This is a genomic window from Cyclobacteriaceae bacterium, from assembly GCA_025808415.1.
In the GTDB taxonomy this organism is placed as follows: Bacteria; Bacteroidota; Bacteroidia; order Cytophagales; family Cyclobacteriaceae; genus UBA2336.
In genome coordinates this window covers 977,501-990,500 of record CP075525.1, presented here as the reverse complement: position 1 = coordinate 990,500, position 13,000 = coordinate 977,501, and the positions used below count along the sequence as shown (strand labels likewise).

Here is a 13,000-nt window from a genome sequence, read left to right as displayed (position 1 = left end):
CAGGCTTACACAAGAACGTTACTCTTCAGCGGGAACAGGATTTCAAAAGTACTGCCTTTACCCGGTGTGGTTTGAAGTTCAATTTTTCCGCCTAACCTGTCGACCAGGATTTTAACGATGGCCAGGCCAAGACCGTTTGAGCTTTCACCTCCTGTAGGTCGTGCACTTAATTTCTTGAACTTCTGATACAGAAATTTCAAATCATCTGATAGAAAGCCGGGGCCATCGTCCTGCACGCTAATGACACAATTCCCTTCGCGTATTCCGGTGCTGATCCTAACCGTTGAATTACTACGCGAAAACTTTATGGCATTTGAAATCAGGTTATCCATTATCCTGGCCAGGTATTCCTGATCCAGATAAACCGGATCATTAAAATCCTGGGTTAACTTAATATCAATATTCTTCGATGCTGCATAGTGACGAAAAACATTAGCCCGTTCATTCAGAAATGAATTCAGGTTAAAAACGGAAAATTCAGGCTCACGATTCACCTCCAGTGCATTCACGTCCAGCAAGTCCGTAATCAAATCCAAACCGGAGCGCGTGGAGTCCTTAATCAAACTCAAATACTTCTTTTGGTTTACATTTAATTCGCCTTCCATTTCCAATAGATCAGCGAGGCCTTTAATACGGTTTAACGGTGATTTTAAATCATGGGCCACAATATTCATAAGAGTATCCTGCTCGTGATTTAACTCTGAAAGCTCCAGGTTCCTTTTCTCCAGTTTTTCATTTTGCTCTATGATCTCCTTACGCTGCTTTTCGATTTTCTGATTTTGTGTTTCCAGTCTAACATTGGCATCCTTTCGTTTCCTGCTGTTGCGCCATTGCAGTAAAAAAAGCAAACTCACAAAAGCAATAATCACAATAAGAATAATATTTTCAAGTTGCTTTTGCCTGATGATAGCACTGTTCCGCGATTCATTTGTTTTCAATAATTCATTTTCTCGTTCTTTCTTTTCAATCTCCAATTGAAATTGAAGTTTCTCTATTTGTCGTGCCAGTTCAACGCTTTGCAGCGATTCTTTCAGGATAAGGTATTTATTTGACAATAAGGTAGCCTCAGCTTGCTTTCCTTCTTTTTCGTGGATTTTACTTAAGTAAAACAGGGCATCGCGTTGCAATTCCAGGTGCGATTGCTCTGTTATTCTTATAACGCTTTCAAAATACTTTTTTGCATCACTTAATTTTTCTAAATGATAATGTACTACACCCATTAACAAAGTTGCCCGTGGCAATAAACGGATATTGCGCGTACGGTTTACCATAGCGTAAGCCTGGCGGGCTAACGTATCGGCTTTATTTACTTCACCGTTGCTCACTAAAAACTCAGCCCACCCAATCCGTATTTCGGCAAGGCTTATATCATCACCAATTTTTACAGCAATCGAATCGGCCTGCCTGAAGCAGCGGTTGGCATCTAACGAACTCTTCATCTCACTGTAAACAGAACCTAGTTCAATTAGGGCAGAAAGTAAGCCTCGAGGATCACCTATTTGCTTTCTCAACCGGTAGGCCTTTTGCGCCATTTCCAACGCTTTCGCATAATCCTGCTGTGATTTATGGATGTTAGTTAATGAACGGTACACATAAGCCAACCCCACGGGGTCATCTAACTTTTCAAAAATCACCATGCTTTTAATCAGGTTGTCATAGGCACGGGTTAAATCGCCCTGATCAAAAAACAAACGACCAAAATTATTGTAACAATAGGCTAACTGGGTGGAATCTTTTTGTGCCAGCGCCACATCAACCGATTTCAAGTGATAATCGAAAGATGCTTTATAATCACCTTTATAAGCATTGGCCAGTCCAATAAAGCTTAAAGGTTTTGATAAATCTTTGGGTAGGTTGAGCTGTTGACCGAGGGTATAGGCTTGCAAACAGTAATAAATGGTGCTATCGGGATTGGAGAGGCGAAACTCAAAACCCAGGTCATTCAATAAATTAAATTTTTCAACGCCTGTTACACGGTTTAATTTTTTTCGAAGGGTATCAATACGGTTAATATTTTGAGCACTTGCCTGCGTAAGGCAAGTCCACAATGAAAAAAGAAAGAAAAATACTGAGGCCCCTCTCATTGAAACAGCAAATTAAAAAAACAATGCCTAAGCTGCGAATCTTTGCGAAAATAATCGTTCAACCTATTCCTCAACAAAATCCAACTCCCTGCCAAACGTTTCGCTGAGCGATCGTAACGAGAGCAGAGAAATAATAATAGTGGTAACGCCTACAATAAGTGCCCCCACAATTATTCCGGTATCCTCGCGTAATAATTTAAAAGCAAATGTTAAAGGCACCACCGTTCCGCGTATAAAATTAGGAACTGTGGTGGCTACCGTTGATCGCAGGTTTGTACCAAACTGTTCAGCTGCTATCGTAACAAACAAGGCCCAATACCCAACCCCAAACCCCAGGCAAAAACAGGTGAAGTAAAAAAAGAATTTTGTGGTTACAGGCGGGTACAGGTAAAGCAAAACAAAGCCCAGGGTGATGATGATGAAAACAAATACAATTTTTTTTCTCGACCGAAACCACTGGCTCAGTAATCCGCTGCTCATATCGCCTGCTGCCAGGCCCAAATAACTGAACATAACCGCATCGCCCGCTATAATGGGCTCAAGCACACCAATTTCAACCGAAAACTCGGGAGAAAAAGTGATGAGTATACCAATGGTAAACCATATCGGCAGCCCGATCAATATGCAGTTTATAAAACGCTTAAAGCGGCCAAAGTCGGTGAACAGTGATATGAAATTTCCGCGGTCAATCGATTGTTCCTTTACTGTTAAAAACATTCCGGATTCAAAAACACTTACCCGTGCAATTAACAACATCAGCCCTAAACCACCTCCGATAAAATAGGCAACCTGCCAATCAAAATGCTTGGCAATAACATTGGCCAGTACTGCACCCAATAAACCCACCGTTGCTACCAGGGTGGTGCCGTATCCGCGTAAGCGTGTTGGCAAAACTTCTGCCACCAATGTTATACCCGCTCCAAGCTCACCGGCCAGGCCAATGCCGGCAATAAACCGAAATATTGCGTACTGATCTACCGTGGTTACAAAGCCATTGGCAATATTGGCCAACGAATACAACAATATAGAACCAAACAGCACAGAAAGCCTGCCGCGTTTGTCGCCCATTATGCCCCAAATAATCCCGCCTACCAATAGCCCGCCCATCTGCACCCGCAGCAAAAACTCCCCCTGGTCAAAAAGTTGGGCATCTGGCACGCCTAATCCCCTCAGGCTGGGGATGCGGACGATACTGAACAAAAGCAAATCGTAGATGTCGACAAAATAACCCAGTGCCGCCACGACAACGGGTATGCTGAACAGTTTTTTCCAATCACCTTTTCGCATAGTGGCCTGTTGTTAGCCAGGCATTTTGGCAAAGTCAAAAAATAGTTCGGGAAGTGCAAAACCTTTAATAACCATTAATAAAAAAGTAAGCAGCGATTTGGTAAATTCAGCCTAACATGATCACAAATTCTAAACTTATGAAGCAAATCTACTTTCTAATTCTTGGCTTTGTTTTGGCACTTGCCCCTGCATTTGCCCAAAAGAAAAGCCCGGCTGCTACCACTAAGGCAACCGTTTCGTACGATGAAAAACTGTACAATGCCATGGAGTGGCGAAGCATTGGCCCCTTCAGGGGTGGCCGTTCTGCAGCGGTTGCAGGCGTGCCCGGCAAACCCAACTTGTACTACTTCGGGGCTACCGGTGGTGGCGTTTGGCGCACTACCGATGCCGGCAACAGTTGGGAAAATATTTCTGACGGGTTTTTTGGTGGTTCAATAGGCGCTGTGGCGGTTAGCGAGTGGGACAACAATGTAATTTATGTTGGTGGCGGGGAGAAAACCGTTCGCGGAAATGTCTCTTACGGCTACGGCATGTACAAGTCGGTAGATGCCGGTAAAACATGGTCGCATATTGGCCTGAAGGATTCACGTCATATTTCACGGGTTCGTATCCATCCCAAAAATCCCGACATTGTATATGCTGCCGTAATGGGCGACTTATTTAAATCGTCCGATGAACGTGGGGTTTATAAATCGGTTGATGGCGGCAAAACCTGGAAGCGTACACTGTTTGCTAATGCAGATGCAGGTGCCGTTGATCTTTGCTTCGATCCAAACAATGCACGGATCATGTATGCAACCACCTGGCGCATCCGCAGAACACCGTATAGTTTGGAGAGTGGTGGCGAAGGATCGGCCATGTGGAAAAGTACAGATGCAGGAGAAACCTGGACCAATATTTCAACGAACACCGGTTTGCCGAAAGGTATTTGGGGTATAGCGGGTATTGCCGTATCACCGGTAAATTCGGATAAAGTATATGCCATTATCGAAAATGAAAACGGTGGCGTTTACCGTTCGGATGATGCCGGAAAAACCTGGCGCAAAATGAATGACGACCGCAACCTGCGCCAACGGGCATGGTACTATACACGCATTTATGCCGACACAAACGATGAAGACATGGTATACGTTGTTAACGTGTCCTATCACCGCTCAAAAGACGGTGGGCGCACGTTCCAATCGTTCAATGCCCCGCATGGCGACCATCACGATTTGTGGATTGCCCCTGAAGATAACCAACGCATGATCATTGCAGACGATGGTGGCGCCCAGGTATCTTTTGATGGAGGCGAAAACTGGAGTACCTACCATAACCAACCAACTGCACAGTTCTATCGGGTTACTACCGATAACGCTTTTCCGTACAGGATTTACGGTGCCCAGCAAGACAATACCACCGTTCGCATTTACCACCGCACCGATGGGTTGGCTATCACCGAAAGCGATTGGGAAGTAACAGCCGGTAGTGAAAGCGGCCACCTCGCACCCGACCCTACCGACCTGGATGTAGTGTATGGTGGAAACTATGGCGGGCTACTGCAAATGCAAAACCACAGAACCGGAGAAGAAAGGAATGTAAATGTATGGCCCAATAATCCGATGGGCCATGGTGCAGAAGATATGAAGTACCGCTTTCAGTGGAATTTTCCGATTTTCTTCTCCCCCTATAATCCTAAAAAACTTTACACCACATCAAATCACGTTCACGTTTCTTACAACGGTGGCCAGTCATGGGAAACCATAAGCCCGGATTTAACACGAAACGATAAAACAAAACTGGGCCCATCGGGTGGCCCCATCACCAAAGACAACACCAGTGTTGAATACTACTGTACCATTTTTGCTGCGGGTGAATCCCCTTATGAAAAAGATTTCATAGTGACCGGATCGGATGACGGACTATTGTACGTGACTACGGATGGAGGAAAAGAATGGAAAAACGTTACACCAAAAGACCTACCCGAATGGATGATGTTCAACAGCGTTGAATTTGATCCTCACACAAAAGGCGGAATTTATGTTGCCGGCACACGCTATAAACTTGGCGACTATCGTCCTTACTTATATAAATCAAAGGACTACGGTAAAACCTGGGCCAAAATTACCGATGGTATTGATGCAGGGCATTTTACACGGGTGCTTCGTGCCGACCCAAAACGTAAAGGGCTGCTCTATGCCGGAACCGAAACAGGCATGTACATTTCGTTCGATGATGGCACAAGCTGGAAACCCTTTCAACTCAACTTACCGATCGTTCCTATTACCGACCTAACCATCAAGAATGACAACCTGATAGCCGCTACACAAGGCAGGAGTTTCTGGTTGATCGATGACCTGACCCCGCTACACCAATTAAGCGATCAGGTTAGCACAGCCGATTCATATTTGTTTAAACCCATGCCATCATACAGGATGGGGCCAGCCTTTAGTTGGGGCAGGGTGCCCAAAACAGCCGGGCAAAACCATCCAGGTGGAGTGATGGTGCACTACTATCTTAAGGATACAGCCAAAGCACAGGTTAGCCTTGAATTTCTTCAACCGGATGGAACATTGATCAAGAAATTCTCCACCAAACCCGACCTGAAGGCTAAAGAAGAAAAACTAACGCTAAAGCAACCGGGAATGAATAAATTTAACTGGAACATGCGTTACCCTGATGCTGACCGGTTTGACGGAATGATTCTATGGGCAGCCTCCATGAATGGCCCCCGTGCACTGCCCGGAAATTATAAAGTGCGGTTGACTGTAAATGGAAAATCATCCGAGGCAGAATTTGAAATACTTAAAGACCCGCGTTCAGACGCTACAGCTACAGACATGAAAGCACAGTTTGATTTTGTTCAGGAAGTAATTGCTAAAGTCAGCGAAACCCATAATGCTATCAAAAAAATCCGTACAGCCCGTGAACAAATCAATCGCGCCATCGACCCGATAAAAGATCAGAAGGAAACCATGAAGGAAGTGCTGGATAAATCCAAAGCCATTTTGGATAATATGAAAACTATAGAAGAAGCATTATACCAAACCAAGAACAGAAGTGGGCAGGATCCTCTAAACTTCCCTATTCGCTTGAACAATAAATTGGCTCACTTGAACTCACTGGCAAGTGCAGGCAATTTCCCGCCAACTCAGCAAATGGTAGAATTCAAAAATGAGATAACAGCAGAAATTAATAAGCACCTGGGAGCGGTTGACAAAATCTTTAAAGAAGAAATTCCAGCCTTTAATGCATTGGTTAAGCAAAAGAATATTGATGCTGTGGTTTTAAAAGACTAAACAATAACAAGCTAAGCTCGCTAAAGATTTACATCATCTGCTTAATTAATCTAAAAGGCCCGGTACTTATCCCGGGCCTTTTAGATTTAAAGATTAATGATTCTTCGGCTAACTATGTACCAGGCTATAGGTCCGATAAGCGGAAGCAAAATTATCACAACAGTCCACAGTAATCTTTTTTCCATTGAATATTCACGCTTCCATACATCCAGTATGGCGAGTACATCAATTACAAAAATTAAAAGAACCCAAATACGTCCCATAGCGGTTATGATTAGTTTGATTCGAGAATCTTAAATAACTCATCAAGGTTTGGAGTAATGATTATTTCGGTGCGCCTGTTCTTTTGCTTATTCTGTGGCGTATCATTGACTGCTAACGGAACAAACTCTCCCCTGCCGGAAGCTGTAATTTGCTTGGGTGACACCCCAGCCTTGGTTAAAATTTTTGTTATTGAGGTGGCCCGCATTACACTTAAATCCCAATTGTCCTGCATGTATTGCGATTTTCTGGAAATCGGAACATTGTCAGTGTGGCCTTCAACCATAATGTTAATATCGCGCTGGTCCTTAACAGCCTTGGCCAATTGCTGCAAAGCTGTAACACCTTTGGCATCAACCTCGGTACTTCCTGAAGCAAAGAGAAGTTGTTCGGCAAGTGATACATAAACCTTGCCGTTTTTAACATTAACGGTTAAATCATTCTCCTTGAAGTTCAACAAAGCGTTTGTGATTTTATTTTTCAGATCATTCACGGCTTTATCCTTAGCCGCCAAAACATTTTCCAATTCCTTCACCTTCCTTTCACGTTCAGTAAGGCTAACGCTCAATGAATCATTCATTCTTTTGGTACGGTCAAGATTGGCCTGTATGGCCAGCAATTGTTCCTGCTGTTGGGCCATGTCGCGGTTAAGCTTGCCACTACTGGTTAACAGATTTTTATAATACGCATTAAGCTGATTGTATTCCTTATCCAACTCTGCCAAACGTGCAGCCTTCGTTCGCACATCGTCACCCAGGCTTGAAGTGTCCGAGGCAAGCTTTTTAACCTGCCCATCAAGCTTTTCCAGGTCAGCATTGGCCTTTTCAAGTTGCGATGTCTTATCCGCAAGGTCAGCCTCTAACCTTACCTTTTGGGCTAGTATGTCGTCATATTTTTTCTTGGTAACCACACACGACTGCATAACTAAAATTGTAAAAGCAAAAATATAAAGGGTTGTTTTCATCGTTTAAAAAATTATGCAGCAAATATCAAAAGAATACCACCATTAAAAAAAGTATTGCCAATCCATATCTTTTAAATTAACTACTCTATTTTAGGATAAAATAAACTTTAATCTGAATACCGTATGGAAGGCATGCTAAAACCCGGATCATTTAAAGGCAAAACCATTATTATAACCGGAGGCGGAACAGGCTTGGGCAGGAGCATGGGCAAATACATGCTTGAACTTGGTGCAAACCTGGTGATTACCAGCCGGAAAAAAGATGTACTGGAAAAAGCAGCAAATGAACTGATGCAGCAAACCGGTGGTAACGTTTTGGCTGTGCCTTGCGATGTGCGCAAGTATGAAGAAATTGAAAACGTAGTTAGTCAGGCAGAAGCAACATTCGGTCAAATCCATGGCGTGCTGAATAACGCAGCAGGTAATTTTATTAGTCCAACGGAGCGGCTTTCGCATCGCGCTTTCGATATCGTAGTCGATATTGTTCTGAAAGGAACCTACTACACAACCCTGGCAGCAGGCAAGAACTGGATCGCCAAAAAGCAACCTGGTGTATTTTTGAATATCGTAACCACATATGCATGGACAGGTTCAGGGTATGTAGTGCCTTCAGCTTGTGGCAAAGCTGGTGTTTTGGCATTAACCCGATCGCTGGCCGTTGAATGGGCCAGGTATAACATACGAAGTAATGCCATTGCACCGGGGCCATTTCCAACGGAAGGCGCCTGGAGCCGGCTCTTACCTGGCGAATTAGTTAAAAAGTTCGACCCCGCATCACGCATACCTTTAAAGCGTGTGGGTGAACATCAGGAACTGGCCAACTTGGCGGCTTATTTAATGTCCGATTATTCAGCCTATGTAAATGGAGAAGTTATAACTATTGATGGCGGTGAGTGGCTGCGCAACGGAGGTGAATTCAGCCATTTGGAAATGATACCAGGCGATATGTGGGATCAACTGGAGAAGATGAGGGGAAAAGGCTAAGCTAAAAAAATTTTGTACCCGATGAGCAAGCAGCCGAATCTCACAAAGGAAGTATCGTCAGCGTTTTATCATTAACATAAATGGCGGAAACCTTTTGATTCTCTTGCTTCAAAGTAATTCCTGTCGATTCTAATGGAATTGGGGTTAGCAACCGTCCTGTTCCATCGTACACATAACTCAGATCCTGAATTTTATCAGAGACAACGATATAGTCGTTTCCAGAACCAAAAGAATAGTATTGGATATCAACCTGATTCTTACCTACAAATTCGTTAACGAGTATAGCCTTTCCGTTTTCATTCAATAGTGTCAATTCCTTGGCGTTCTGTCGTGCAATCACATAAAACCGATTATTATTCTCGGCTATTAAAGAAAACTGGTCATCAACTGAGGTTCGGATTAAAGGTTCGCGGCTTGAAATAGTGCCTTCAACATTAAACTTCACTTTAACACCATCTTTTGAAACGATGACAAAATTCGAAGCAGCCAATGTATTACCTTGCTCAAGAAAATAAGTTCCACCGGGGCGCATGTCCAGGTTAAGCGGAAAGCCCTTTATATTTTCGCCTCTTCGGTTCATCAGGTATGCCCATCCATCCTGACGAACAGCCAAAATAAAATCCTTACCCCGTATGCGATGATGACTCGGGGCTGTTACCAACGGACCTTCCACATTTCTTGGCTTCCAACCCTCTAAATTCCGGCCTTCCTGATCGTACATCCACAGCTTTCCGGTTTTCTCTGAAATCAAAAATCTGTATTTCTTACTATTATCATAGTCAATCACACTTACAAACTCAATATTCTGCTGTGGGACGGAAACCGGGAATGGGTTAACATAATTACCAAGTCGGTCAATTACATGAATCTTACCGGCTGTTACCAGGAACAGTTGAAGCTTATTATTATTCAGGTAATCAATCTGTACAACAGTCCCAACTAACTTGCTTTGAATCTCTTTCTTCCATTGGCGCTTACCGTCTGTTGAAAAATAATGAAGTACAAAAAGAGAATCCTGCAAAACATACTCATCGCGCTTTGAAGCATGGTTTCGAACAACAAAGGGTTTAGAAGCAATGGCATAATCCAGATTCACCTGTAAGCGATCGCGAATCTCTTGAGGCTCGTTTCTACCAACATCACTTTGCGGATTAAACGACCATGCAATATTAGTGTAAAAGTTCTCATTCAAATGGCTAAACTGTATAGCACCCAAACCAATGGCATTAAAATAACTTCGGTTTGTAGAAGAATAAACTTTATTCCATTTGGTGTTTAGGCTGTTTGAAACAGCAGCCAGCGCCCGGGGTGTATTTATATAAATACTGTAATTTGATTCAAGCAATGTTGATTCAAGGAATTGGTTATAGTAAACTGATTTTCCCCAAACTTCTTCTTTGTCAATGTCATCTAAAAACTTTCGCAATTCATCAACACGATCAGAAAAAAGTATTGTGTTATCAATATTGGTGTAATAAATCTGCCTGAATCCATTAACCAATGGCTTAAAAAGCTTTTCTGGTAAATTGTTTATTTCAATTTGTCGTATTTCATATGAAGAAAAACGTTCAATATAAAGTGAATCTCCCTTTTCAGATGCTTTTGAAAGTAAATCAAAAGACTTCAACCATTCCTTTGAATTGGATGAACTGAATAAAACAACACGTGCCATGGACTGACCGCCAGACTCCAAATAACAGGTTACAATCTCTTTTCCCAACCCTGAGAAGATAGACTCAAGATCAACATTAGAAAATGATTGGATAGAATCCTGAATATCTTTTCGCCTGGATAATTCAATGTTCTTAAAAAGCTCAGAACCATCACTTATACCGAAGCTGGTTACAAGTACCGATCGGTTGGAAATTAAACTCTTTAACATAAATGGCACAGGAGTTTGTTGTTTCAAGCTTGACAACAACATATTTTGATCCTCATTGTTGGCAATCGAAAATCCATTTAAAGTTAAGTTTCCTTGACGCTGTTTAATATCCAGAACAGCTCCTTGCCCCACCGTAGTCAGTGTAGACTGGTTGTCAGAAAAAACCGTCAACCAATTACTAAACTCTTTCAAATTGATATAAATATTCCCTGCATCATTTTTTACAGTTGGCAAGAGCGCGACCTCACGAATATCATTTTTAAAGATTAAACTTCTATCAGATTTATAAGTTCGGATTACATCTTCAACCAGAAATGGTGTAAAACTGCCAACCCATATGCCATCAATAGCAACCCAGGAAAAAAGCTTATCGTCAATAGGAAGTTCCTTTATTTGAACACCATTAAATTCTCGTTGTGAAAATTTTTTGGCTTCCCCCTCTAATTCCTTCAATTGCAACTCTATCTGATTCGATTTGCTCAATGGGGCATAAAAAATAAAATCAAAATCATCTTTCTTAACTACATGTAAAGAAATAACTGGGCTATTCTTAGGCTCTAAGAAATTAGAAATAAGCTTAGTTAATTGAGCTTTCCTGTAACCCTGAAAAATACTTTCCGTAAGCGCTGTTAGCAAAGCTGTGCCTCTTATTGATTGCAAACATTCTTCACATTCACCAACCTCAAAAACAAGTACTGTCTGAGAGGGCATAACATCCCAAACAGTTAAATCCTTCTTTTGATAGAGCTTAAGATAAAAAGTAGTGCCTAGTCCAATAGCAAGAATCAGGAGTACCGTTAAAAAAATTGGAGTTTTCTTCACTACAGTTGCAAATCAGTTTAGCAGAAGCTAAAGTTAATCAACGTAACCCATCTATTCGCAAAAGTTGTTGATGGTTAAAAATAAAAAAGCCCCGTAGGGTTACGGGGCTTAGGGATAAAAAATAGGCAACGACTTACTCTCCCGGGTTTTACCCCAGTACCATCAGCGCATGTGGGCTTAACTGCTCTGTTCGGAATGGGAAGAGGTGATCCCCACCGCTATAGTCACCTTAAGATCTTTGGTGATTGAGCTATTTTACTTAGCTCGTCCTGACAGCCAACGGCTCGTCAGGATCACCAAGATTAGTGAGCCCTTCCGGCTCAATATCAGTTGGCACACTGGTAAGACAAGTAGACAGATTGTTTTGTCGTTGTAAAGGTTTCGGGCACATAGGGGCGTGCCGAAAAGAAGTTATCGGGTTATTAGTACTGCTCAGCTTTGACATTCCTGCCTGTACACCTGCAGCCTATCAACGTCATCATCTCTGACGTCCCTTAATGGAAGTCTCATCTCGAGGTGGGTTTCGCGCTTAGATGCTTTCAGCGCTTATCCCGTCCCAACATAGCTACCCAGCGGTGCAGCTGACGCCACAACTGGTACACCAGCGGTTAGTCCAACCCGGTCCTCTCGTACTAAGGTCAGATCCTCTCAAACTTCCTACGCCCATCACAGATAGGGACCGAACTGTCTCACGACGTTCTGAACCCAGCTCGCGTGCCACTTTAATAGGCGAACAGCCTAACCCTTGGGACCTTCTCCAGCCCCAGGATGTGACGAGCCGACATCGAGGTGCCAAACCTCCCCGTCGATATGAGCTCTTGGGGGAGATCAGCCTGTTATCCCCAGAGTACCTTTTATCCTTTGAGCGATGGCCCTTCCATACAGAACCACCGGATCACTATATCCATGTTTCCATCCAGCTCGACCCGTCGGTCTCACTGTCAAGCATGCTTATGCTATTGCACTCCACGTACGGTTACCAAGCGTACTGAGCATACCTTTGAAAGCCTCCGATACACTTTCGGAGGCGACCACCCCAGTCAAACTACCCACCACACACTGTCTCCTGCTTTAAGCGGGATTAGACATCAAGAAAACGAAGGGCGGTATTTCACCGTTGGCTCCCCCGAACCTAGCGGCCCGGGATCAATGCCTCCCGCCTATCCTACACATCATTTACACAATGTCAATGTGAAGCTATAGTAAAGGTTCATGGGGTCTTTCCGTCCCGTGACGGGTACACGGCATCTTCACCGTGACTACAATTTCACCGAGCTCATGGCTGAGACAGTGCCCAGATCGTTACACCATTCGTGCAGGTCGGAACTTACCCGACAAGGAATTTCGCTACCTTAGGACCGTTATAGTTACGGCCGCCGTTTACTGGGGCTTCAGTTCAACGCTTCGCAGTTACCCACTAACGTCCCCCCTTAACCTT

Annotated in this window: 7 protein-coding genes and 2 rRNA genes (1 of these 9 only partly in view); 2 read left to right on the top strand and 7 right to left on the bottom strand. The window is 43.3% G+C overall.

What is annotated here, in order from left to right; all coding sequences use genetic code 11:
* Positions 1–5: 5 nt before the first annotated feature.
* Both KIT51_04575 and KIT51_04570 read right to left on the bottom strand, forming a co-directional pair.
* The gene (locus tag KIT51_04575) at positions 6–2,084 is read right to left on the bottom strand and encodes a hypothetical protein (GenBank protein ID UYN87539.1); all 2,079 of its coding nucleotides are present in this window, start codon (positions 2,082–2,084) and stop codon (positions 6–8) included.
* 63 nt (positions 2,085–2,147) lie between these two features.
* Complete coding sequence (locus KIT51_04570; GenBank protein UYN87538.1) at positions 2,148–3,371, bottom strand: MFS transporter; 1,224 nt, start codon at positions 3,369–3,371, stop codon at positions 2,148–2,150.
* Between the two features lie 137 nt (positions 3,372–3,508).
* On the opposite strand from KIT51_04570, the gene KIT51_04565 reads away from it, so the two are divergent.
* Entirely contained in the window at positions 3,509–6,649 is a 3,141-nt protein-coding gene (locus tag KIT51_04565; GenBank protein UYN87537.1) for a glycosyl hydrolase, read from the top strand.
* 86 nt (positions 6,650–6,735) lie between these two features.
* On the opposite strand, the gene KIT51_04560 is transcribed toward KIT51_04565, so the two are convergent.
* Entirely contained in the window at positions 6,736–6,912 is a 177-nt protein-coding gene (locus KIT51_04560; protein ID UYN87536.1) for a PLDc_N domain-containing protein, read from the bottom strand.
* 11 nt (positions 6,913–6,923) lie between these two features.
* Entirely contained in the window at positions 6,924–7,874 is a 951-nt protein-coding gene (locus KIT51_04555; protein ID UYN87535.1) for an OmpA family protein, read from the bottom strand.
* Between the two features lie 123 nt (positions 7,875–7,997).
* Between KIT51_04555 and KIT51_04550 the strand changes: the two genes are divergently transcribed.
* Positions 7,998–8,858, top strand: coding sequence for an SDR family oxidoreductase (locus KIT51_04550; GenBank protein UYN87534.1), 861 nt, complete (start codon positions 7,998–8,000; stop codon positions 8,856–8,858).
* A 40-nt stretch (positions 8,859–8,898) separates the two neighbouring features.
* Here the strand turns inward: KIT51_04550 and KIT51_04545 are convergent, their stop codons facing one another.
* The 3 genes from KIT51_04545 to KIT51_04535 all read right to left on the bottom strand — a co-directional run.
* Positions 8,899–11,562, bottom strand: coding sequence for a hypothetical protein (locus tag KIT51_04545; protein ID UYN87533.1), 2,664 nt, complete (start codon positions 11,560–11,562; stop codon positions 8,899–8,901).
* A 120-nt stretch (positions 11,563–11,682) separates the two neighbouring features.
* Positions 11,683–11,794 (bottom strand): 5S ribosomal RNA (rrf, locus tag KIT51_04540).
* 170 nt (positions 11,795–11,964) lie between these two features.
* A 23S ribosomal RNA gene (locus KIT51_04535) occupies positions 11,965–13,000 on the bottom strand; it runs 1,871 nt beyond the window's last position.